Raw genomic sequence first — 26,034 nt, 5'->3', positions numbered from 1 at the left:
CCACAATATAACACAAAAAAGTTTTCAACATAGTATAATCTCTACAAAATTTATAGGCACAAAGCTCCATAAAGCAAAAAACCTCGTTAAAAAACACCTAACACCTAGATAATCACTGCACAACGATTCAAACCCATATTTATCGATAAACGAAAAAACTCAATCATAAGACAGCCCTAAAAAGCAAAAGACTGCGCTGGTGCAAATAACAAAACCTACTTTTAGCACTAAAAAAAGCATGTAAATAGAAAAAGTGGGGGAAAGTGGTAGCTATTTTCAATTTCACTTTTATTTGTAACAAAACTTTTAAAAAAGCCCTTCTTAACTTTACATATCCGAGCGCAATGAGTCTTCACCTATCTTTATATAGAGAATTATTACATCATGCACAATTTTACGCATATGCATCTCCTACCATGCGGTCATTTGTGTCTATATAAACTCTGCCACACGGATATTTCTTGAATAATTAGTTATGTCCAATCCATATCTTTCGTTATTGTCCCATAAATGCAATATTTTTGCATAAAATAATGTAGAACATGTACAGAAGTCATAATTGCGGCGAGTTACGAATAGCCGATGTAGATAGTCAAGTCACACTTTCAGGTTGGGTTCAAAAATCAAGAGATAAAGGCTTTATGGCCTGGGTAGACTTAAGAGATCGTTATGGGGTTACTCAATTAATTTTTGATGATTCCCGTACAGACGCCTCTATTATGCAAGCTGCAAAATCATTAGGCCGCGAATTCGTTATTCAAGTAAAAGGCACAGTCATAGAGCGTGAATCAAAAAATGCAAACATGCCTACTGGTGACATCGAGGTTTTAGTTACTGAACTCACCGTCCTTAATGAGTCACAGACTCCCCCTTTTACTATTGAAGATGAGACAGACGGCGGCGAGGATATACGTATGAAATACCGTTATCTCGATATCCGTAGAAACCCTGTAAAAAACAGCTTAATATTTCGTCATAAAGTAACACAGGAAGTCCGAAATTACTTATCTAATTTAGACTTTTGTGAAATAGAGACACCTTATTTAATTAAATCTACGCCAGAAGGTGCACGTGACTTCGTTGTCCCTTCCCGAATGAACCCTGGCCAGTTTTATGCTTTACCCCAATCGCCGCAAACATTCAAACAGCTTTTAATGGTTGCGGGCATGGATAAGTACTTCCAAATTGTAAAATGTTTCCGAGATGAAGATCTGCGTGCTGACCGCCAGCCTGAATTCACGCAAATTGACTGTGAGATGTCTTTCATCGAACAAGAGGATATTTTACAGGTTTTTGAGGGATTAACCCGTCATCTATTAAAAGAAATACATCATATAGAAATAGACAGCTTTCCACGCATGACTTATGATGAAGCTATGCGCACTTATGGAAATGACAAACCGGACATTCGTTTCGGTATGAAGTTCGGCGAACTTAACGCGGTAGCACAACATAAAGAGTTTGCAATTTTTAATAATGCAGAGTTGGTTGTAGGTATTGCTGTTCCTGGAGCTGCATTATACACACGTAAGCAGATTGATGGATTGATTGACTGGGTCAAACGTCCTCAAGTTGGAGCATCTGGCATGGTTTATTGTAAATATGAAAATGACGGAACCTTCAAATCTTCTGTAGACAAGTTTTACGATCAAGCGGATTTAGCCAAATGGGCTGAAGCAACTGGTGCGAATCCGGGCGACCTGATCTTAATTTTATCAGGTCCGGCTAACCAAACACGGAGCCAATTAAGCGCATTACGCATGGAACTGGGCAACCAGATGGGGCTACGCAAACCTAATGAGTTTGCCCCGCTATGGGTTATTGACTTTCCCCTCCTAGAATGGGACGAAGATACTCAACGCTACCATGCGATGCATCATCCATTCACATCACCTAAAAAAGAAGATATGCATCTTCTGGATACTGATCCCGGTAAAGTACGCGCTAATGCCTATGATTTAGTATTAAATGGAAACGAAATAGGTGGAGGTTCTATCCGTATACATGATAAAGAAACACAAGCCCTCATGTTTAAACATTTAGGTTTCACTCCCGAGCAGGCTCAAGATCAATTTGGTTTCCTAATGAACGCATTCCAATACGGTGCGCCCCCTCATGGAGGTTTAGCTTTCGGTTTAGATCGTCTTACTGCGATTCTAGGCGGACAGGAAACCATCCGTGACTTTATTGCGTTCCCTAAAAACAATGCGGGTCGAGATGTTATGATCGATGCTCCTGCTAGCATAGATGCAAGTCAACTCGAAGAATTGAGCCTAGCGCTTCAAGTAAAATAAAATTTAACAACAAATAACAGTCTGCCCATTAAGCAGACTGTTATTGTTTAACAACACCTCCTTCTCTCCTTTTCAATATACTGGCTAAAAAACACTTAAGCCTCCCTCTGTTCATAGCCATCCCACGCAGCAGTCATTGACAACACTTCTACATCTATTGTAATTTTGCTTTTTCACTCATCCGAGCTATTCTTTACCGGGGGTTAGAATCAGGTTTTCGAAAAAAAAAGACTAATTTTGTCCCATGGCTCAAAAAAATGCGGAAAAATTTCTTAGTGAAAGTAAGATCAAATCATTCGATCAGCAGCACCGCAATGTCATAAACCACAATATTGGTAAATACAACACATCTTTTGAGAAAGGAAAGGAAAAGTTTAATAACCTAGAAAACTCAAAAAAGAAAGCGAATATTATCAAGTGGAAAGCCATCGAAAACCTAGACCGTTACTTATTAGATTTCGAGTCAAATTTCACAAAAAGAGGAGGTAAAGTAATTTGGGCCAACGATGCAGACGAAGCTCGTGCAGAAATCGCAAAAATCATCGACTACCATCAAGCTAAAAGCGTCGTCAAGTCCAAGTCAATGGCAACTGAAGAGATTGAACTTAATAGTTTCTTACAAGAAAAAGGTCTCGACAATATTGAATCAGATCTGGGCGAGTTCATCGTTCAGCTATTAGGACAAAAACCTTATCATATTGTCACTCCTGCCATGCACCTCAGCTTAGAAGATATAGCCAAGCTTTTTCACGAAAAATTCGACACCCCCCTCGAAGCTACTGCTAGCGAAATTACAGCCAAAGCCCGTGAAATAATGCGGAAAAAGTATAAAACTGCCGATATTGGCATCACGGGAGCCAATTTTTTAATTGCCGACAGCGGCAGCATTGCCATTACGGAGAATGAAGGAAATGCACGCCTCTCAACCACTTTTCCGAAAGTACATATCGCTATAGCCGGTATAGAAAAAGTCATACCCCAACTTCAGGATCTCGACTTGTTTTGGCCCCTATTGGCATCACATGGAACCGGACAGAACTTAACCGTATACAACAGCATACTGAGTGGCCCTCGGCAAGCACACGAGTCTGACGGCCCAGAGGCTATGTACGTTATTTTACTGGACAATGGCCGCTCGCAGCTTCTTGCACAGAAAGAACAGCGTCAGGGCTTATACTGCATACGCTGCGGAGCCTGTCTAAATGCCTGCCCTATCTACAAAAACATTGGCGGACATACCTACAACACGACTTATCAAGGACCTATCGGATCACTTATAACTCCACATTTGAAAGGAATGAAAGAGTTCAAGCATCTCAGTGAAGCCTCCTCTTTATGCGGTAAATGTACAGAAGTTTGTCCTGTAGGTATAAATATCCACAATATGCTTCTGCTTAACCGCAAAGATGCGGTCGAACAAGGTTTAACCACCCGTAGCGAACGCAACCTCTGGAAAGGCTTTAGCTATCTTATGAAAAAAAGAAAACTACTTGATTTTTTTGGCGGTAAAACAAAAAACTTCTTCCTCCGAAACTTCTTCAAAAAATCATGGGGCAAAAAGCGTGACCTCCCCAATATTGCCAACAAATCTTTCGCACAACAGTGGAAAGAGCAAAACAAACAATAAACTTTCTATCCTCGGTTAGTAAGGATCAACGTCTATACTAATACGCGACCCTTTATATTGCTTCTCCACTTGAAACTGCAATATCGCCTGTTGAATCAGCTCTTTGACCTTGCCAATACTTACATTATTACGTTCAATTTTCAGCGTAATTGTTTGTATATACTGATTTCTGATACGTGAAATCAATGGAGGTTCAGGTCCCAACACACGGCTTCCCAAATGTACACGAAGCAAACTCGCTAAACGAGTAGCCCCATTATGCGCCATATTCATATCATTATGCCTTACATCTACTTTTATAAGCCTATAAAAAGGCGGATACTCGTAGTTTTTCCTTTCGGTTACCTCCGTCATAAACATCCCATCAAAATCGTGCGCTATCACCTGCTCCAACACCCTATGGTTAGGTGTATGCGTCTGTATAATCACTTTACCAATCTGCTCACGTCTACCGGCCCGTCCTGCTACCTGCGAAAACAATGAAAATGCACGCTCATAAGCTCTAAAGTCAGGGAAATTAATCATGGCATCTGCATTAATAATACCTATCAGACTTACCCGTCCAAAATCCAACCCCTTGGCCACCATCTGTGTCCCGATCAGAATATCAAACTCATGGTCATCAAAAGCTGTAATAATCTTATCAAAACCATACTTTCCTTTTGTCGAGTCCAAATCCAACCGACCTATCCGTGCCTGTGGTATTAGCAACTCCAATTCTTCTTCCACACGTTCTGTTCCAAACCCCTTACTCTCAATATGTGGCATTCCACAACCTGGGCAAACCTGAACAGGCAACTCCGCATGACCACAATAATGGCAGTGCAAATGATTTGTCGACTTATGATAAGTAAGACTGACATCACAATTCACACACTTAGCTACCCAGCCACAGGTATTACATTGCATAAAAGGCGTATGCCCTCTTCTGTTTTGAAAAAGTATAACCTGCTCTTTACGCTCCAATGCTCCCGTAATTTCTTCCAGCAAAGTTGCGCTGAAATAGGAGAACATCTGGTCTTTTCGTCCTGCTTCTGCAACATCCACCACTTGAATCTCTGGCAATACAGACGTCCCGAAGCGTTCTTTAAGCTCAACTAAGCCATACTTGCCCGACTTTGCATTATAATAGCTCTCTATAGAAGGTGTAGCCGAACCCAAAAGAACTTTTGCCTTATGCAGATGAGCCAAATAAATAGCCGTATCTCGTGCATGGTAGCGAGGCGCAGGTTCGTATTGTTTATACGAACTTTCATGCTCTTCATCTACCACAATTAACTTCAAATTTTGAAACGGGAGAAAAACCGAAGAACGTGCCCCTATAACGACACTGTATTCTCCTTTCAATACTTTATGCCACACCTCTGCTCTTTCATTATCATTAAACTTAGAATGATAAACCCCTAGTTTGTCTCCAAAATGCAATTTCAGGCGTTCTGTAATCTGTGTTGTCAATGCAATTTCAGGCAAAAGATATAAAGCTGTACCTCCTTTACGGATAGCTTCTTCAATCAACCGAATATAAACCTGCGTTTTTCCAGAAGCTGTTACGCCATGCAAAACAGTTACATCTTTATCTTCAAAACAACTGTTTATCTGTGCAAAAGCATCATTTTGTGCTGCGCTGAATTCAAAATCCACCACGATCTCTACATCCTCACCTCCCAATCTCGAAATAACCTTTTCTTTTATTTCGAACACCCCCTTTTCGATCAGTGACGCCAAAACTCCGGCACTCACCCCTGTTGCTTCCATAATATCTTGACGGCTGACATCCTCTTTCGTCTTCCGCAGCTGCATAAATGCAATTACAGCATCTTGTTGTTTTGGCGCTCTATTAAGCGAATCCAAGAGGCCTCTCTTTCCCTCCTCATCCGAGAAAGCCTGCCCTAATACTAAATAGGCTTTTCGTTTGGGCTTAAACCTATCTTTAATCTCTTCAGATATCAATACAAAACCTTGATCAAACAATGTTTTCAACAATGGAAAAACAGTCTTCTGCCCTAATATTTTCACAATATCATTTACAGTAAGCTCGCCTGCTAAATCAAGTGCTTCCATCACCATATAGCCTTTATCTGTCAGCAGCGAACGATCAAGTTCGCCATCTTCTGCAGCTATAATCTTTGTTTCACTAGCCATCTTCAGCGCAGCCGGTAATGCAGCCTGCATCACCTCTCCCATATAACAGAGGTAATAATCTGCAATCCATTTCCAGAGCTCAAGCTGTGGTTCATCAACAATAGGTGCCTCATCAATAACGTTTAGAATATACTTAGCCTCATATCCCAACGGCGCTTCTTTCAGTACTTTGTATACTATTGCTGAATAAATCCGATTACGTCCAAACTGCACAATCACCCGTTTTCCTACAGCAACATCATCATTCCATTCCAGCGGCACCCTATACGTGTAGGTTTTTGCTATATAAAGCGGCAAAATAACATCCACAAAAAGTGTTTCCCGCCCCGTATTAAATAAAGATGATTCCGACATACTACAAATTTAACAAACAACGCATACATTTGATAATTGCTTATAAATAAACTAAGCCTTCATTTTCTACAAACGAAGGCTTAGTCCTAACATATTACTAGTAAAGTTTACGATCTATTTCGCATAGCCGCGATAAATAGTCCAATCCATCCGACTATAAAACAGAGGCCACCTAACGGGGTAATAGGCCCTAAAAAGCTCCATCCGTCTATCCCTATCAGACTTCTGACACTTAATATATACAACGACCCTGAAAACAAAAGAATACCTAGCGTAAATGCTATAAATGAAACCCTGATCGATGAATTTTTAGCCCTTGAAAAAGTAGAAAGAAATAAAAGCGCCAATGTATGATAAAAATGATATTGATTAGCCGTTTTCCAGGTATTCAAATGGTAATCACTAATCTTACCTTCTAAGCCATGTGCTCCGAAAGCTCCTAATATGACAGCCAGCATACCAAATAAAGCGGCCACCAATATAATTTGTTTATTCATATATAGAAATAATCTGTCTATTATCTGAACCACTTATGTTTCCATTAGTCTGAATCATGCGTAGTTCGTAAAAGAGATTAACAAATTCATATAAATTCAGTAATCTGTCCCTAAAATAGAAAAATTACCTGTAATACACTTTAAATATTTTCTTTTTCTATTAGGGCATATCTCGAAATCATTGCATCTTAATATAGTCTATTACAAATAGTACTAAGCAAAGAATGTAAAAAGCCAAGTCACTTATAGCTTCTTTTAACACTCTTTTTAACACATATTGCACCTTCTCGTCAAAGATATTTTTTACATTTGAGATTGACTTAGGCTTTCATTTCATGAGAAACACCATAATAATTACAATTTTACTTTTCGCAGCGGTTATCGGTGCATCTATATATTATTTTTCAAATCTCGATGGCGAAAAAGACGGACAGATCAAGCCGCTCACCTATTTGCCGCAAGAAACATTTCTTATCACCAGAATACACAATAGTGCAGCCACAGACAATATTTTCAAAGATTATGATATTTTCGAAGCACTTATCGGTAGAAAAGAAAAACAACAATGGCAAAACATCAAAGATAGCCTTCTCCGAAATAGCGCTATACAGCATTACATCGGCGATGGAGACATCTATATATCATTTCACCCTACAAAGGATAGTATTAAAACCGTCTTCATCATTCCCACTCTTGAGAAAATAAATACGAGCCAAGCTAGCTCCATAATTAAAAGCCTAGGTCAGCAATATCAAGTTACAGAATCCGACACTTTAGGTCATACTGTTTATACCTTTCAACATACCGACGGTTCGCCCAGCTTACATGCTGTTTACCATAAAAACAGTTTCTTTGCTTCCCACACTAAGGCACTTGTTTTAAATGTTATTGACGATACCAAAGCAAAAATAGCCAAACAGCACATAGACTATTTTGCACAGCAAAACAACCGTAACTCGCCCTTAAGTGCATACTTTGTTCATGATCAAATAGCCGCCATAGGACAACACATGCTACGTAAAAACAATGGAGCTTTTCTTGCTCTATTTCAACAGCTAGGCGGACAATCTGCATGGAACCTTAATTTTAAAAGCGATGCTTTAATCCTTAGCGGCGAAAGCGAAACAAGTGGCAAACGAGAAAACTACTTGGAAATATTCGGCCAACAGAATAAAGTATCACAAAGCTTATATCAATTATTTCCTGAGCACACGAGTTCTTATCTTTCTTTTTCCATAAGTGATCGCACTCTGTTTCAAAACGAACTTAATAAACTCTTTAGTCATCGGCAAGAATCTAAAAAGAAAGAAGCACTAGCTCAAACCTTAAAGCAGGATAAAGATATTTCACTTGAAGAGGATATCTTTACTATTTTCGGCAATGAGTTTGCTATTGTCGAACAAAGCAACCAAACTGAGCTTGCTTTCATTTCATTGCAAGATTCCGTCCTGCTCTCTAAAAATATATCCAAATTTGCCACTGAAACAGGTGATTCTGTTTTCCGATTCGAACAGGCTGACATATTATACGCTCTATACGGCGATCCTTTTAAAACTTACAACCGCCCGTACTTTATCATCATTAACAATACGCTTATCCTATCCAACAGCGTAAACGTGCTACATGCCTATAAGCAAGACTGGTCTCGTATAAACCTATTGATCAACAGCATCGGATTTAAAAACTTCGAACGTATCCAAGGCAATGAAGCCAATATCACCTACTTCAGCCGTACCCGAACATCGTCAAGACTCATCAGCAACCTGCTTAAAAAATCATTCTCTACGATATACCAAGACAATAAAAACTATGGCTACCAAGATTTTTACTCTTGGTCATTTCAAGTTGCTGGAAATAATGGTGATTTTCTTTCAAGTGTATATGGCATATATAAAAGTAAAACAGCTTTAGGTTCATCTCCCGAATGGACATATACTTTTAAAAACCGACCTATAACCGAGCCCTGGGTATTTGAGCATTCAGACACCAGTCAGTTCATCCTCATGCAAGAACAAGATCATACTGTGCACGGCATACACCCAAGCGGCAAAAAACTATGGTCAAGTGTGTTTCATGGGCGTATTGTTGGTCAGGCCCAACAACTAAAAGACCGGTCTATTGTATTACTAACAGACCGTAGTCAATTATATAGATTTACCCCAGACGGCAAACCCCTTTCTGGTTTTTCACTAAAGCTACCGCATGAGCCTAGCTACAGCCCTACTCTTGCAACATTAAACAACGAAGAAATATTACTGATACCTGCAAAAGACCAATTAATGGCCTATGACCTGCAAGGGAAGCCAGTCGACAACTGGCGAAATATCACACTAGACGGAAAGATCCTATTTGATATTAAGGTTATCGACAATCAAGTATTTGTAGGTACAGAAAACGGACATTTTTATCTTTTCAATGCACGAGGAAAATTGGTAAAGGAAGAAACCATACAGGGAAGCGTTTTCAAAAACCCCATTGCTCTTGCACACAATGAAAACCAAAACCCTATACTCTTAGCTCTAGATACCACTAGCACACTGTTTACCTTTGATTTTAAACAAAGCCCTAACAAACAAAAGCTACATAGCTTGAACAACCAAGTTCTTGTAGATTTTGGCTATCTAACCAACAGTAACACAGCTAGCATGATTGTTCTAGATGGAAGAAATATGGGCATTTACAACCTAAGGGACAGCTTACCTAGCTCGGAGTATACTTTCACACAAAGTATCGATAATAGGCCTCAGTTTTTCAAAAATGCAAGTGGTCAACATAATTTAGGTATTGCTTCACGCGGTAACTACTTAATTTATCTATTTGAAGATAACGGAGCAATTGCAGACGGCTTTCCTATCGAAGCTTTTCCAAACTTCTATTATGGTAAAATTGACTACAACAGCAACAACTTTTTACTGTGTGTCCGCCGAGATAAAAAACTGTATGCTTTCAAAAATTAAACAGAATTATTTACAACAAACACTAAACACATCACAAATCACGCTGAACAAATAACTGTCTATAAATCTGATTTTCAACAGAGGCAGACAATACAGCATAAAGTGTAAAGATGCATGTTAAAAATTTTATTAAGCAACAAAATTATAGTAGGTTTGCACTCTTAGAATACATATGCTTACAGGAGAAAAGAATTTAGAACTACTCGCAGAACCGAGAAACATCGTTATCACTACCCATCATAAACCGGATGGGGATGCATTGGGCTCCTCTTTAGGGATATATCATTGGCTAAAAGCTAAAGGTCACCGTGTAGAAGTAGTATTATCTTCAGACTTCCCTAGCTTCTTGGACTGGCTTCCTGGCCGGGAGGAAGTCATTATTTATCCTGAAGCTCCTGCAAAAGCTAAAGATTTATTCCAGCAAGCTGATATTATTTTTTGTCTGGACTACAGTGCTTTGTCACGTACGAATATATTAGAACCTATTATACGGGACACAAAAGCTCAAAAATGGATGATCGATCACCACCTAGAGCCAGAGAGTTTCTCTGACCTTAGTTTATGGGATTCAAAAGCCGCTGCTACAGCTCAATTGGTTTATACCTTTATCAGCCAATTATGCCAAGACCGCAGCAGCATCACTCCTGAAATTGCGACCAACTTATATACGGGTATTATGACCGATACCGGCTCGTTCCGCTTTCGTTCTACTTCATCTGAAGTACACCGTATCATAGCTGATCTTATCGACGCAGGAGCTGACAATTGCAGTATACATGAGCAAGTATTCAACAGCTCTACCGAGAGTCGTTTAAAGTTTCTTGGTTACAGCTTACTCAACCGGTTAGAAGTAATCCCCGAATACAACACAGCCTTTTTCTCCCTGACAAAAGAAGACCTTATCAAATTCAACGTTACTACAGGCGATACGGAAGGCTTGGTTAATTACGCTTTATCCATAAAAGGCATACGTCTAGCTGCTTTATTTGTCGACCGTACAGAATTAATCAAATTATCCTTACGTTCGACAGGCGACATACCTTGCAATAAGATCTGCCGAGAGCATTTTAATGGGGGCGGTCATCTGAATGCTTCAGGGGGAAGCTCTCATGAATCGTTAGACAACACCGTTGCCCTATTCAAATCTATATTACCGCAATACAGAGAAATATTAACAAAATAACATAGTGATTATATCAAAACAATGAAGAAATCAATTTTATTCCTTTCAGCCGCTGTCACTTTATTAGCGACTGCTGCTTGTCAAAACTTCAAAAAAGGTGAGGGTGGTCTTGAATATAATATAGTTAAGGACGCAGGTGCAGAAAAAGCACAATCCGGCGACTTACTATCAGTTGACATGATTGTTACAACCGACCGTAAAGACTCTCTTTTACAAAGCACATACGACATCGGTTTGCCACAAATTGTAAATATTGCACCTGACTCTATTCCGGGTCTATATGCAGGCGATTACAACTCTATGTTTAAGTTTTTAGGTGAGGGCGATAGCGCTATCTTTAAATTAAACTTAGATACTATGGCTGCAAGAATGGGGCAACCAAAGCCTGAGTTTGCTGACAAATTTGTCACTTTTAAAATTAAAGTTAGAAAACACTTCAAAAAAGGTAGCTTAACTGACTCTGCTCTTTATGCACAGATCGACGAGTATTTCAAATCTGAGGTAGATGGTTTGAAAAATGGCGAAGAAGGAAAATTAGCGAGCTATATCTCTACAAATAAACTAGACCCTAAAAAGACTGAAAGCGGCCTACAGTATGCTGTAAACGAAGAAGGTAAAGGCAATAAACCTGTTATCGGTGATACCGTAGTGGTTAATTATACGGGTAAATTAGTAGGCGGTAAAATATTCGATACGAACAACGCTGAGCTTGCTAAAAAGGAAAACAAATTTAACCCAATGCGTCAGTACGAACCTTTACGTTTCCGTATCGGTCACGACCCTGTTATTCAAGGATGGACTGAAGCTTTCCAACTTTTAACAAAAGGTTCAAAAGCTACTTTATTAATCCCTTCACATTTAGGCTATGGCGAGCGCGGTGGTGGTGAAATTCCTCCTTATGCTCCTTTAGTTTTTGATGTCGAACTGGTTGATGTTATTGCTGGCCCTAAGGCAGATACTACAGCTGTAAATTAATAAGTATACATATCATAATAAAAAAGCAAGGTTATATAGCCTTGCTTTTTTATTTTGATAGTCTTTTCCTACGATCCATCCCAGATCAACTGTCTAGTTTTACACCTACATTACACCTCGTCTCAGCTGGCTAGGTAATATATTATATTTTCGTTTAAAAGCGGAGGTAAAATGCTGCGGATTTTTATAGCCAATGGCAGTAGCTATCTCAGCAATACTTCTATCATTCTTTTGTAGCATCTTTCGGGCTTCTTCCATTTTTACGTCAGTCCAATAGCCGTAAACGGTTGTTCCAAATATTTCCTTAAATCCCTTTTTCAATGTAAATTCATTTGTCCCTACCTCATGGGCCAGCTCTACTAGCGAGCTTGATGCTTCTAAATTACTCAACATAAAATCCCGAACTGCATACATTTTTTTCACATCACTACTTTTAATACTGCTATTAGCATACTTCTGCCCATATAACTGCTCCAGTTGCAACAACAAAAGTTCTAGCACCTTCGTTTCTAGAAATATTTTCTTAAATAATCCTTTGCGTTCACATCGAATAATTTGTCCGATAATTTCATACATCTGCATATCAATCAATTGATGCTGCTCTGTTATAAGAGAAGAGGCTCCATTTTCAATCTGTTTACGAAAAGCATCAAAAATATCACAACTGTCCTCTGGTAAAAACCTTTTAAAAAAAGAAGGAGCCATATTTACTTCGAAAATACGGAAATCACTTCCCTCCCATTCCATTTTCCCCCTAAACCTATTCGCATATATAATATTATGCTGGTTAGCTTTAAAATTCACATGTTTTTTAAAACTTTGTGATGTTGCAATTGTATCACCATTAAGTGCAAAATGCATTTCAACACTTTCATAATCGCTATCAAAATGAAGCCTAGTTCGTCTAGCTAATTCAATATCCCCGTAGCTTATATGCAAATCTGGCGTATGCATTTCCCGATACACCCCACTTGCCGCCGCCCCATTTAATAGGATCACATCTTCCCTAACACACTCATTATGTATCAATTGTTTATGAGAAAATTCTCTAGACACCATCAGCTCCGGTATATCTGCTACATATAAATTTAGTCCCATTTATATCTTATTATTATTCTATTCTTTCACTATTACACTTACAATATTCCTTTATACGGCTTTTTTTATCCCTTAAACGTTAGTAAGACACAATGTTATTTGAATATCTTCGCAAAGATATGTATATTATTTAGAACTATTCTTAATAATGAATCAACAAGTATGAGTAAAGCAAATTTTAAAACTATTCAGGCAGCACTTCAAGTAAGTAGAAAGGAGTATATCACTCCTCACTACATCAGAATTTATCTAACAGGAGATCAGATTCCTTTATTTGCCAACACTACGGTAGGCGTAAATAATAAGATCCTTATTCCACCAAAAGGTATATCAGAGATTTACTTTCCAAAATTTGACTATGAAAAAGGACAATGGGAGCCATTAGCAGACGAGATTCGTCCATACATAAGAACCTATACACATCGGGGAATCGATTTGACAACGAATGAAATCTGGATTGATTTTGTCGCACATGGCGACGAGGGTCCGGCTTCTGCTTGGGCTATTTCAGCCAAAGAAGGAGACAACTTAGGCGTTTTAATGAAAGATGGAAAGACGGATCTATATGTAAAAGCCGACAACTATCTCCTGGTTGCTGATGCTACAGGAATTCCTGTAATAGCAGCGATCTTAGAAGATCTTAGCCCCGAAGCCAACGGCACCTGCATCATTGAGGTTCACGGTGAAGAAGACAAACAAGCCTTAAAAACCAAAGCCAATATTAATTTTATTTGGTTATACAATACACATCCACAAGACGGCAGTTTACTAGCCGATACCGTAAAGCAGCAAGCCCTGCCAACACATTCCCGCTCCGGCTATGTCGCCGCTGAATTTTCGAGTGTTAAAGCTATTCGCCACTATCTGCGAAAAGAAAAAGATTGGCAACAGCAGGAACTATACGCTTATTCCTATTGGAAATCGGGTGTAGCAGAAGATAAGTCTACAGTAGATAGGCAAAAAGAAAAAGAAGGCTAAACACAAGCTATAACAAACAAATATTTATGGAGCAACAACGTACCATCATCCTTACCAAACCTTTGCCTACTGTGATGTGGCAACTATCCTGGCCTGCCGTAGTAGCGATGGTTTTGTATGGGCTGAACAACTTTCTAGATGGAGTCTTTGTTGGTCATCTCATCAATAATAATGCATTAGCTGCCGTGGGTATTGCTTATCCTCTGGCCCAATTTTCACAGGGTCTGGGTACACTAATCGGCACAGGAATGGGAGCTGCTATAAGCATTTGGCTAGGAGCAAACAATCAAGAAAAACTAAATAAGTCATTTGGCAATATCAATTATCTGACTTTGCTCTTTTCTGTTCTAGTTACTGTTCCTTGTTATTTTTTCGCCAGAGATCTGGTTTATATGATGGGAGGAAGAGGTGAAATATTAAATCTGGGCACATCGTATTTTCAGGCGACTATTCTAGGAAGTTTTTTTTGGATATATGGTCTTGCCATCAATATGATCATCCGTGCCGAAGGTCGCATGAAAACGGCCGCATGGATGATTGCCCTTGGCTTGCTTGTCGACGTTGCTTTAAAGCCCATTTTCATAGACACTTTTAGTTGGGGCGTAGCCGGTGCAGCATGGGCTACCAATATTTCTATGATAATCTATACGCTCGTCGGCGCATGGTACTATGCTACTGGGCGTTCATCTTTTAAAACAAAGTTTTGGTCTTTAAAAATAGATAAAGCTATCATCAAAGAAACACTCTCCTTAGGGATGCCCGGCTTTATTATGATGGTAATGATTGTCGTTCAAAATATTGTGGTATTCAATGCTCTTTCAAAATACGGAAACTCCCTAGACATTACATTCTTCACCGCCGTAAATCGTTTTTATATTTTACTAAACACGCCTTTATGGGGATTAATGCGGGCACTACAACCGGTATCCGGTATGAACTACGGTGCAAAACAATATGATCGCAGCATTCGTTCGTATAGTTTATTTTCGATCACAGGATTATTAATATTACTACCATTCTGGCTATTTGTTATGTTCAATCCGGACGGACTCTTAACACTCATGATACCAAACATGACTTTTTCCCCAGAACAGCTAACGGACTTTAGAGTCTATATGAGTGTTCTGCTTGTATTGCCTTTTGTATTTATGGCTATGGTCTGGTTTACTTCCATCGAAGAAGCCAAGCCTGCTACCACAATAAGCATACTTAGACAAGTTGTTTTTTATATTCCCGCACTTCTTATCATTCCCCAGTTTTATGGTGTCAGAAGCATTTATTTCACAAGTGCGATTATCGACTGGATCATTTTTGGAATCGTTATCTATACAGTACTTCAAAGTGCAAAAAAATTACGCCTATACGCACTACAAGAATAAATTAAAGAAAATCATCAAATTACAGGAAAAATGACATATCATAATAAAATTAAATGGGCTTTTATCGCTGGAATAATTGGTGCTATATGCTGGATTATCGGTGATGTATATGTTGCAGGGTTTGAGGTAGACCCTAAAGATTACCCACTTTTCTCGGAAACTTATGCTGATCAAGTTGATGTCGGGCTCGCCACCCTCATGTTAGAAGGATCTACAAATAGACTTATGTTTGGCGCATTGATCGCAGCAATGACAGCTACACTTTTTTTACCTTGCGTTTGGCTCGTATACCAGTATTTCAAGGAAAAAGAAAAATGGTATACTTTGGGTATCTACTACCTGTTAATTATCAGTGTCATGCTAATGCCCTTAGGACATGCCGTCTTTTACTTTACAGGAGAAATTTATAAAGCTATTTACAACACCGACCCTATTGCTCACCCCTATCTATTAGAAACAGCGGCAGGGTTTCAAAAAGCAATGTATATTACCTGGGGGACAGCAATAATTATCATGCTGTTGGCCTACCTCATCTTTTCTATTTTAGTATTTATGGGAAAAACGACCCTACCCAGGTGGGCAGGTTTTATCAGCCCCTTCTTTTTGACACTCTACCAACTGCCCTTCAAGATGATCCTTCCGTCCTCAGACCTTAAAGGTTGGCTTGGTGCGGCCGCTTTTAATATTTCTTATCTGATTTTCCTTTTACTCTTATGGTTCTTTTTCCGAAATCGTTTAGTAAAAGATACATCTATTAAAGATACCGTTTAATTTACATTGTACAGAATTACTTCAATTACAAATTAATAAGTATTATATGTCTATAATAGAAAGCGAGGCTTAGGCCTTGCTTTTCTTCTTTCAAAATCCATCACCACCTACAACAATATTTTTAATAACTCACATCCCACGACAGCTATATACATCTGGCTATGGATTCAATTAACCTTATAGCTGTACCGAAAGCAGACAACACAGCCCCATTATTAATAAGTTTGATCGTAATATTTTATTTTCCCAATAGTTTTACATATCTTAATAAATCCTACAGGTAATAAAAACTAATCAATTTATTTATCAAGAGGTAGGTTAATCACATGACTATAAAAGACAATAACGCCTCCGCATAGCTTATACCTTTGTGGAAATGTTACTTTAACTTTAAAAAATGGAAAGATTTGAAGTTATTTTCAAAGAATATTATTCGCGCTTAGTATACTATGCGAAAACTAAAGTTATTGACACTGAAGTAGCAGAAGATATAGTCCAAGATGCTTTCGTACAACTCATAAACAACAAATCAGACATCAACAACGTAGCTAACCCTATTGCTATCCGCAATTTTCTATACACGTCAATTCGCTACGCTGTTCTCAACCGTGCACGACGCCTTAAAGTCCATGACAACTACCTTACCTTAACACCACAAATAGAAATCGATGACACCGACCTAGAGCAGGACATCATAAAAGTAGAAACTTACTACCGGTTGCACCAAGCCATTAACAGCTTACCGCATGTCTGTCAAAAAGTAGTACGCTACGGCTACTTAGAGGAATTATCGAACAGCGAAATTGCAGAAAAGCTTGGCATTGCGCTAGAAACTGTCAAATCGCACAAAAAAAGGGGTGTCAAATTACTGTTAGAGAGAATGATTTTTTTGATATCAGCATTACTACTCCATCTATTTTAGCGTTCTTCATTTAGTTTAAACACAACCTTATCCTTTACAGGACAAGCACTTAAACACAACCACCTTCTCATTCACGCATAAAAAATAAAACTAAAAGTAATATTTTCACATTTTGTTTACCCCTTTTGTTTACCCTCCGTTTCTTTATTAATAGATGGAGAGAAACAGAATAACTAACCTGATACTAAAACATCAATTATCATCCCTAACAGATGAAGAATTGGATGAACTTATGTCTTGGCTTCGAGAGAAGCCAGAGAATGAACGTGTTTTTTCGGATATCTGCAATAACAAAGAGCTAACAGAAGCCTTCTCCACGTTTAACCAAGCAAACCCAGACGAAGCCTGGGATCGTGTCTTAGCGAATACCACCCCCGCTGCTACCCGTATCCCGTACTACCGGCATACAGCTGCGGCAGTGCTGGTCGCTTTTTTACTCATCTGCTCCGGTGGCTATTATTTATGGCAAAAGCAGCATACCAATTCGCCGACTGCCAATCAAACATTCACGACATTAGATTTGGCTCCTGCTAAAACAGAAGCTCGTTTAATTACTGCTGACGGTGCCGAGCACAACCTACATCCAGCAGCCGACATCAATGGCTTTACGCCACTCACTGAAGGAAGCTTACAATATACCGAAGATGAAGAAGAAAATACAACGGGGTTAAACACCTTAATAACACCAGAAGCTGCCGTTTACACCATTTTTTTACCAGACGGTACAAAAGCCATGTTAAACGCTTCAAGCTCATTGGAATTTCCTTCTAAATTTGCCAACAACCAACGCGAAGTCAAAATTACAGGTGAGGTTTACTTTGAAGTTACCTCAAACCCCTCCCGTCCATTCATTGTACAATCGGGCGACCTAAAAATAAAAGTCCTCGGTACCAAGTTCAACATCAACGCCTACAAGCGTAATAAACGCATAGCATTGGTCGAAGGAAAAGTACAGGTTGAGCATCTAGCCAAAAGCCAAACCATGTTTCCGAACGATATATTGATTACAAGAGGCGATGACTTGATCAAAAGCAGTAAATCGATTGATCGCGAATTAAGCTGGGTGGATGATCTATTTTTCTTTGAGAAAGATGACCTGCATCATATCAGTGAACAACTTAAATTATGGTACGGGGTCGAAATTGAAATCGCTCCGAACATCAATCAAAATGTATTGTACAGCGGTAAAATCAGTCGACAAGCTATGTTAACTGACGTACTTGATATATTAAACTATCTAACTAATCTAAAATTTAAATTAAATGAAAAAAAGATCACCATAACCATGAATTAAAAAAAAAGTGAGAGTGCAGCCACACCCTCACCAAATTGAATTTAAGCATTTTATAAACTAAAACTCACTAACAAATTTATGCTATTTTTTGTTAATAGTCCTCTTTTTTCAAATTTAAAAAGGGGGCATCACGGTTTTGTAAGAATAATGAAGTTAATACTTTTTTGGATTCTAATTTTTACAACCTCTCTTCAAGCCAATTCATTTGGGCAAAAGGTCACAATACATGCGTCCGGCAAGTCATTAAAATCAATCCTCAACGAGGTTGAGCGTCAAACCGGCTACCATTTTGTCTACAAAGATGAAGAAATAAACTCTTTGACGGAGGTTGATTTCGAAGTTAAGCACCTTGACTTAAACGAGGTTCTTCAAAAACTTGCCAATACGAATGGTTTCAGTTACAAATTGGTTTCAAACCATATTATCCTCCGTCGCTCTGGGGTAGGTGCACCGGTAGAAAAAATACTGCATAGCCAACAGGTCCTTACGGGCCGAGTGCTCAACCAAGAAGGACAGGCATTAGTAGGAGCCACTATCACAGTCGTTGGTAAAAACACAAGCACAGCTACTGACCAAAGTGGTAATTTTCGTCTATCAGCTAATATTGGCGATCAGCTCGAAATCATCATGTTGGGCTACCAAAAGCGAACAACAAAAGTACAGACTTTAGACAATGTACGCATCGTATTGAGTGCGTCTGTAGAGTCCATTGCTGATGTTGAAGTTGTTGCTACAGGCTACCAGACAATTGATAAAAAGCTTTTCACGGGTTCTTCAAGCAGTGTTAAAATGGAAGAGATCAAAATGGACGGAGTAACCGATATCAGCCGAATGATGGAAGGCCGTATTGCCGGTGTTTCGATACAAAACGTATCGGGCTCTTTTGGTAGCGCCCCCAAACTTCGCATCCGTGGCGCTACTTCCATATCCGGCGATAACAAACCACTATGGGTTATCGATGGTGTTGTCCTGGAAGACGTTGTCAATGTATCTAACGACCAATTAAGCAGTGGCGATGCCTTAACTCTTTTAGGTTCTTCTGTTGCCGGCCTAAACTCCGAAGACATTGAATCTTTAGAAGTGCTCAAAGATGCTTCTGCCACGGCTATGTACGGTGCACGTGCCATGAATGGCGTCGTTGTTATCACCACTAAAAAGGGTCGTTCGGGCGAGCCACGTGTCACCTACTCGGGCAACCTCAGTACATACACAAAGCCCAGTTACAATAATTTTGACATCATGAACTCAAGAGATCAAATGAGCTTCTATACGGACTTATACCGTAAAGGCCATCTCAACATGACGAGTTCCATGAATGCGCCCAATGGCGGTGTCTTCAGAAAGATGTACGAATACATGGATACCTATGATGAAAAAAGCGGGCAATTTCTACTAGCAAACGACCCAAAATCAAGAGAAAACTTCTTGATGCGGTATGCCAACGCAAACACCGATTGGTTTGACCATTTGTTCAACAACTCTTTCGTACAGGATCACTCTTTAGCCATATCATCAGGAGGCGAAAAGTCACAGCACTATTTTTCGACCAGTATTTTTAATGATAGCGGTTGGACTGTTGCGGATAAAGTAACACGTTTCACGGCCAACTCCCGTTCGAATTATCAATTTACAGAGAAATTCAATCTCGGGTTTATCGTTAACGGTAGTGTCCGCAAGCAGCGTGCACCAGGCACACAAAATAGATTCAGCGACGATTTCCGTGGCGAATACACCCGTGACTTTGATATCAACCCTTATTCATATGCGTTGAACACGAGCCGTACATTAACTCCATACGACCAAAATGGCAACTTAGAATACTTCACCCGTGACTATACACCGTTTAACATCCTGCACGAAATAGAAAACAACTATATTGACATTAGTGTACTGGACTTTAAACTACAGGGAGAAGCCAACTATAAGTTCTTAAATAACCTAGAGTACTCGCTATTAGGTAACGTACGCTATGTAAAAACCAACACAGAAACAATCATCCAGGAGAACTCAAATGCAGCAAATGCATTCCGTTCAAACTACAATATGGCGATGTTGGAAAACAACAAGTTTCTGTATCCTGACCCAGACTTTCCAAACGAAAACAGCCAAGTCGTCTTACCGGCTGGTGGTTTCTACAATGTTCGTGAAAACAACTTGGTAAACTTCTACGGTAGACAAACCATCAACTACAAAAGCACCATTGACGACACACACTACATCAATGCTTTTGGAGGCCAGGAAATACGTATCGCCAACCGTGACGAACGCTACAATACGGGTGCCGGCTATCAATACTTAAAAGGCGGAACGGCATTTACCGACCCACGTTATATCAAACAATTGGTAGAAAGTGGCGAAGACTACTTTGGCATGCAGCGTACCTGGGACCGTTTCCTTTCGTTCTTTGCCAACGTAGCTTATTCTTATAAAGCTAAATACGTCATCAACGTATCCGGTCGTTTCGATGGAACCAACAAATTTGGCAACGACAAATCTGCTTCCAAATGGCTACCTACCTATACAGCCAGTGCTGCATGGAATATTTCGGAAGAAGAATTCATGCAAAACCTGCCCACCATCAGTCAGCTAAAACTACGTGCTGGCTACGGTCTTACCGCATCAATGGGTAGCGCAAACAACTTCTCTACTATTTTTTATGCCGGCCAGACCGTTCGTCCGGGCATGTCAAATGTAGAGAACATGATCTACATCGGGAATATCGGGAACAGAAACCTAACCTGGGAAAAACAGCATGAATTTAACATCGGTTTGGATTTAGGTCTATGGAAAAACAAACTTACGTTCAACGTAGACTACTTTAACCGTAAAGGTTTTGACCTCATCAGCTTCCGTCCTACCTCTGGAGTTTCGGGCTTCCGTTGGAGTGTAGATAACTATGCTGACATGGACTCTCACGGTATCGATTTGACGATAGGCGCCCATATTGTAAACAAAGAAAAATTTGGTTATAAGGTCCATACAACATTTGGTTGGAACAAAAATAAAATTGTAGACTTATCCTATACACCTACCGTCTTCTCTATGGTCAGCTCAGAAGGGGCTCCTGTTTTAAACGGTCCTGTGCGAGGCATTTACTCCATAGACTATCAGCGCCTTGACGAGCGTGGTTTACCTGTTTTCATCGATGAAAACGGCCATGAAGCAAACACCGTAAGTTTTCAAAGCGAAAAATCAGATCATTTGAAATACGAAGGTTCTATCGACCCTACCATAACCGGAGGTTTCAACAATTCCTTCCGTTACGGCAACTTCACTGCGTCTGTATTTTTCTCTTACCAAACGGGTAACAAAGTACGTTTAGACCCTGCATTCAATCAATACTACACAGATTTAGATGCCAGCAACTACGACCAGATTAATGCTTGGGCCATGCCTGGTGACGAGGCTTTCACGAACATTCCATCGGTCAGCGGTTACTACCAAAGCCAGGATATTGCCGGTAGTTACCCATACAATGCCTACAACTATTCTACACAACGTATTGTAAATGGTTCGTTCGTCCGCCTGAAAACCGTGACGGTCAATTATATGATGAACAATGATTTTGTAAAAAGAATGGGCCTAACAGGTATCAGCTTTGGTTTAAATGCCAACAACCTTTTCCTACTCTACTCAGACAAGAAGTTAAAAGGTCAGGATCCTGAATTTTTCAATTCAGGCGGAGTAGCCAACCCATTACCTAAGCAAATCAACTTATCATTAAAACTTTCCTTATAGACATGCCAAGATCTAAACATCTCAGCCGTTTGCGAGGAATAATTTTTAAATCTATGAACAAAACGATTTTATATATAATAGGTGCTGCAGCGCTGTTTTTCACATCCTGCAACAAGTTTTTAGAGCACAACCCCGATCAACGTTCGGAAATCGAAACAGGCGAGCAGCTATCCGAACTATTAGTTTCGGCTTATCCGCTGGCTGCCTACCAGGGATTTCTTGAAGCCAAGACAGACAATATCGTTGACAATTTTGGCATGCCCGATTATATCGAAGTTTTACGGAAAAGCTTTCTATTTGAAGACCCTGAATACGAATACCAAGATTCACCGATTTACTATTGGTCAAATGCTTATAAAGCTATTGCCTCTGCTAATGAAGCCTTGGTAAAAATTGCAGCTTTACCTAACCCGGAAGCCTACAACGACCAAAAAGGAGAAGCACTTGTAGCCCGTGCCTATGCACATTTTATGTTGGTCAACCTGTTTTCCAAGTTCTACCACGCCGAAACTGCATCAAAAGAGCCTGGCATCCCCTATGTAATGGGTCCCCAGACAGATCTCACGGTTAAGTATGAGCGTGAAACGGTAGCTATTACCTATCAGAAAATCGAAGCCGACCTCGTGGAAGGCCTCCGACTGATTAAAGATGGTTATAAAGCTACCCGATACCACTTCACCCGTTCAGCGGCTCATGCTTTTGCAAGTCGATTCTATTTATACCAAAAGCGTTATCAAGAATCGCTTCGCCATGCCGAACAAGCTATTCCTGGCGATATGATCATGAACCTACGCGACTATTTAAATGTATACGACAAGATGTCCTGGAATGAGTTTGGCCAGCACTACATGAGTTCAAAAGAAAAATCAAACCTACTGATTGTTTCGGCTATTTCTAACTATGGCTACCAATACCACGCCAACCGTTATTCGACCAATCAGAATGTCTTCAATGAACTGGTCGAAAACACACCTGCCGGATTACTGGACGTCATGTACTACAACAGCTATCAGCGCGAGCTACAGTCTTATTTTTTCGAGAAATACGACACACAGTTCATTCCCTCGGGAGCTAATGCTACAATTGGTCTAACCTATACAGGCTACTCCCTGTTCGACTCGGAAGAAGTCTTCTTCAACCGTATGGAATCCTTGGTTTACTTAGGTCGTATTGACGAAGCCGTTGGCGAACTTAACCGCTATGTAGCCACGCGTGTATACTCCTATACACCGGCTAGGGCCATCTCAAAACAATCCATCAAGAACTACTTTTTCTCCGATAAAGCCGATTACAATGACGAAGATTATAAAACAGGCGTTATCGAGACTATTTTGAATTTTAGAAGAGTAGAGTTTTTACATCAGGGCTTGCGTTATTTTGACCTATTACGCCATAAACGTACCATCAAACGCAGAACAAATGACGGTAAAGAGTTTGAAATCAACTACGACGACAACCGCACGGTAGCACAAATGCCTGCCGAAGTTGTAAGTTCAGGTATAACACTAAACCCTAGATAAAAACTACCGACTGCGAAGGATTTTCTTCCCATTTCGGTTAAACATTATTTACCATGAAGAAATTTAGATTTATCACATATACGGCTCTGGTGTTGGCCTTCCTTGCTTCATCCTGCTCGGAGAAAAACCCGCTTGACGAGTCAAACGACTTTTACCTAGGTATCAGCGGCTTAGACAAAGAAGCACGAACAGCCGTTGACCAAGAGTTATTCGACCGTTTTCAAAAACCATTTAATATTGAGATTCTGTATCATTGGGATGGTTCTGGGACGCCTTACAACTCGTCCAATATGCCTCCTAAAACTGAGCTGGTCATCCCGACGATGAACATTGTGGAAAACACATTTATCAAGCCATATATAGCGGCCAAGGACTCGGTCATGATTAAGAAATATGCCCCCAGACAGTTTGTGCTGTACGGTTCTCCGCTCATCAACCCACAATCAAACGTAGAAATAGCAGGGCAAGCTGAAGGAGGTCTAAAAATCGGTATGTTCGACATCAACAATATAGATTTCACCAATCGTGCCGACCTCTCTTGGTTCATGAAAACCATACATCACGAGTACGTACATATTCTAAATCAAAAGGTACCTTTTACCGACGAGTTTCAGCTTATTACAAAATCTACCTACACAGGCAGTTTCAACGTTTACACGGTCGATGATGCCTTAGAACGAGGCTATATTTCTCCCTATTCTATGGGTAACCCGATGGAAGATTTTGCCGAGCTTACCTCCTATTACCTCACCATGAGCAAAGCTGATTTTCAAGCGATGTTAGATCGGGGCGGTTGGGATGGACGACGCCTTTTAGAAGCTAAGCTACAAATAATCGAAGCTTATTATCGTGATAATTTCGCCATTGATTTGCATGAACTGCAAGCTTTATGTTTTTCATCCATAGTTAAAGAGACATCAAAATGAGACTAACCCTATATACAGCTGCGTTAAGCCTTATTCTATTTTCGGCTTGCAACGGCGACAAAAAAGATTTAGAAATCTATAGCCCTACGGCCATAGAAACTAACGAAGAGGCTGTCAATGCTTTAATAAAAGCATTGAGCACAGGCGGAAGCGAAGGCTGGAATGCGGACATCAGAACGGGATCCGGGCAAGAATTCATCTTCAACTTCCAGTTTGGTACCGACGGTCAAGTAAGCATGAACTGCGATTGTAACATAGATCAGATCATGGCTTCCAACGAAAGTACATACGCTGTCAGCGAGAGCGACGGCACCATATTAAGCTTTACCAACTACAGCTACTTACATCAATTGGTGGACACACGTCCAGAAATAATGGGTGGCACAGCCGGTAAGGGGCTAATTTCTGACGTCGAATTTAAGCTTATCAGCCAGAACGACCAGGAAATTGTATTAAAAGGACTAAAAAACAACACCACTTTACGTCTGAAAAAGACAGATGTTTCCTTTGCAAGCCTATTTGAAAAAGAAATAGAAGACTACAAGGAAGTCTTGAAATTGCCGACCTATGTCAACGATGGGTTGGTCCACCTTAACCGAACAGCCGACAACAGCCGACTGTATCGCTTCAAAATGGATGAAGAAGAAGGTACTGTACAAATATTAGTTTATCAAGCAAATGGCACGGGCAACCCGAGCATACAAAGCCCCCGTACAAAGCCTGAGGACGGCATGCTATTCTTTGCTTCTCCAATTTATCTCGGCGGCGACGAACTCGGTGGTCTACGTTACAATAAAGAACTGGAAAAAGTACAGTTCTTAAAAAACAACACCTGGACAGCGCTGGGCAATGTAGAGGCATCCGAATTAATCGGCGACCTAGATGACAACAAAGTATGGCGAATCAGCCGTTGGGCAGCAAATCCTGAACTTGATGTAGCCAATGATTTCCTCACGCTGTTCAACAAGGTACGCACTGACCTGCAATCGGCCGGTTTCACCTACGACAGAATGACGACTGAGTTCCTTTATAGCGACATCTATATCATGCTCAGGTCCGTCGAAGGGGGAACAGTGCGGATGTACTGCAACTACAACAGCGATGGCGATAATTTTGATATCACCAGTATAGGAATAGATTTAGGTACTGATGCGCAAAATGCAGCTTTAAAACCACTTGCAGACTATTTCATGACGGCCAACTTCCGTCTGAAGTGGGCGCTTCTGCCTGGTGGCAACTACTTATTCCCTGTATTATATGATACCAACAATGAAAATTTCGCTATGTACAATTACCATTAATCCAATTGTTCAAAAGCATACGAAAAAGAAAACAAAGCGACAGGTACAGGCTACAGCTCTCAAAAGGGCACAGCCTGT

The 26,034-nt window shown here is 40.1% G+C and carries 17 protein-coding genes; 14 read left to right on the top strand and 3 right to left on the bottom strand.

Annotated features, from left to right (window positions below; translation table 11 throughout):
* The first annotated feature begins 542 nt into the window (after positions 1-542).
* Positions 543-2,294, top strand: a complete 1,752-nt coding sequence (gene aspS / locus ORI89_RS10355) for an aspartate--tRNA ligase (protein WP_268230405.1) — start codon at positions 543-545, stop codon at positions 2,292-2,294.
* 244 nt (positions 2,295-2,538) lie between these two features.
* On the top strand, positions 2,539-3,921 hold the full coding sequence (locus ORI89_RS10350) for a LutB/LldF family L-lactate oxidation iron-sulfur protein (protein ID WP_268230404.1): 1,383 nt from the start codon (positions 2,539-2,541) through the stop codon (positions 3,919-3,921).
* A gap of 15 nt (positions 3,922-3,936) precedes the next feature.
* Here ORI89_RS10350 and priA read toward each other — a convergent pair whose 3' ends face one another.
* Both priA and ORI89_RS10340 read right to left on the bottom strand, forming a co-directional pair.
* Entirely contained in the window at positions 3,937-6,417 is a 2,481-nt protein-coding gene (priA, locus tag ORI89_RS10345) for a replication restart helicase PriA (RefSeq protein ID WP_268230403.1), read from the bottom strand.
* Positions 6,418-6,524: 107 nt separating this feature from the next.
* Positions 6,525-6,914, bottom strand: coding sequence for a DUF423 domain-containing protein (locus ORI89_RS10340; RefSeq protein ID WP_268230402.1), 390 nt, complete (start codon positions 6,912-6,914; stop codon positions 6,525-6,527).
* 335 nt (positions 6,915-7,249) lie between these two features.
* Here ORI89_RS10340 and ORI89_RS10335 point away from each other — a divergent pair, with 335 nt between their 5' ends.
* The 3 genes from ORI89_RS10335 to ORI89_RS10325 all read left to right on the top strand — a co-directional run bounded on the left by ORI89_RS10335 (position 7,250) and on the right by ORI89_RS10325 (position 12,029).
* A complete protein-coding gene (locus ORI89_RS10335) occupies positions 7,250-9,871 on the top strand; it encodes a hypothetical protein (RefSeq protein ID WP_268230401.1) in 2,622 nt (873 codons plus the stop codon).
* Positions 9,872-10,043: 172 nt separating this feature from the next.
* Positions 10,044-11,054 carry a DHH family phosphoesterase gene (locus tag ORI89_RS10330; protein ID WP_268230400.1) on the top strand — a complete coding sequence of 337 codons (1,011 nt, stop codon included), beginning with the start codon at positions 10,044-10,046 and terminating at the stop codon, positions 11,052-11,054.
* Between the two features lie 21 nt (positions 11,055-11,075).
* Positions 11,076-12,029, top strand: coding sequence for an FKBP-type peptidyl-prolyl cis-trans isomerase (locus ORI89_RS10325; RefSeq protein WP_268230399.1), 954 nt, complete (start codon positions 11,076-11,078; stop codon positions 12,027-12,029).
* Positions 12,030-12,134: 105 nt separating this feature from the next.
* Here ORI89_RS10325 and ORI89_RS10320 read toward each other — a convergent pair whose 3' ends face one another.
* On the bottom strand, positions 12,135-13,127 hold the full coding sequence (locus ORI89_RS10320) for a helix-turn-helix transcriptional regulator (RefSeq protein ID WP_268230398.1): 993 nt from the start codon (positions 13,125-13,127) through the stop codon (positions 12,135-12,137).
* Positions 13,128-13,289: 162 nt separating this feature from the next.
* Here ORI89_RS10320 and ORI89_RS10315 point away from each other — a divergent pair, with 162 nt between their 5' ends.
* The 9 genes from ORI89_RS10315 to ORI89_RS10275 all read left to right on the top strand — a co-directional run bounded on the left by ORI89_RS10315 (position 13,290) and on the right by ORI89_RS10275 (position 25,956).
* The gene (locus ORI89_RS10315; RefSeq protein WP_268230397.1) at positions 13,290-14,105 is read left to right on the top strand and encodes a siderophore-interacting protein; all 816 of its coding nucleotides are present in this window, start codon (positions 13,290-13,292) and stop codon (positions 14,103-14,105) included.
* Between the two features lie 26 nt (positions 14,106-14,131).
* The gene (locus tag ORI89_RS10310) at positions 14,132-15,484 is read left to right on the top strand and encodes an MATE family efflux transporter (protein ID WP_268230396.1); all 1,353 of its coding nucleotides are present in this window, start codon (positions 14,132-14,134) and stop codon (positions 15,482-15,484) included.
* 30 nt (positions 15,485-15,514) lie between these two features.
* Positions 15,515-16,255 (top strand): DUF6796 family protein, encoded by a 741-nt coding sequence (locus ORI89_RS10305; RefSeq protein WP_268230395.1) that lies wholly within the window; start codon positions 15,515-15,517, stop codon positions 16,253-16,255.
* 397 nt (positions 16,256-16,652) lie between these two features.
* Positions 16,653-17,177 carry a sigma-70 family RNA polymerase sigma factor gene (locus tag ORI89_RS10300; protein ID WP_268230394.1) on the top strand — a complete coding sequence of 175 codons (525 nt, stop codon included), beginning with the start codon at positions 16,653-16,655 and terminating at the stop codon, positions 17,175-17,177.
* A gap of 154 nt (positions 17,178-17,331) precedes the next feature.
* Entirely contained in the window at positions 17,332-18,471 is a 1,140-nt protein-coding gene (locus ORI89_RS10295; protein ID WP_268230393.1) for a FecR family protein, read from the top strand.
* Between the two features lie 147 nt (positions 18,472-18,618).
* Positions 18,619-22,209 (top strand): SusC/RagA family TonB-linked outer membrane protein, encoded by a 3,591-nt coding sequence (locus ORI89_RS10290; protein WP_268230392.1) that lies wholly within the window; start codon positions 18,619-18,621, stop codon positions 22,207-22,209.
* Between the two features lie 53 nt (positions 22,210-22,262).
* Complete coding sequence (locus tag ORI89_RS10285) at positions 22,263-23,729, top strand: RagB/SusD family nutrient uptake outer membrane protein (protein ID WP_268230391.1); 1,467 nt, start codon at positions 22,263-22,265, stop codon at positions 23,727-23,729.
* A gap of 53 nt (positions 23,730-23,782) precedes the next feature.
* Positions 23,783-24,655: a substrate import-associated zinc metallohydrolase lipoprotein gene (locus ORI89_RS10280; protein ID WP_268230390.1), complete on the top strand. Its 873-nt coding sequence runs from the start codon at positions 23,783-23,785 to the stop codon at positions 24,653-24,655.
* Entirely contained in the window at positions 24,652-25,956 is a 1,305-nt protein-coding gene (locus ORI89_RS10275; RefSeq protein ID WP_268230389.1) for a DUF4302 domain-containing protein, read from the top strand. Before ORI89_RS10280 ends, ORI89_RS10275 begins: the two co-directional genes overlap by 4 nt.
* Positions 25,957-26,034 lie beyond the last annotated feature (78 nt).

It is taken from the genome of Sphingobacterium sp. UT-1RO-CII-1, from assembly GCF_026711005.1.
GTDB lineage: Bacteria > Bacteroidota > Bacteroidia > Sphingobacteriales > Sphingobacteriaceae > Sphingobacterium.
This window is presented reverse-complemented; position numbering and strand designations above follow the sequence as displayed.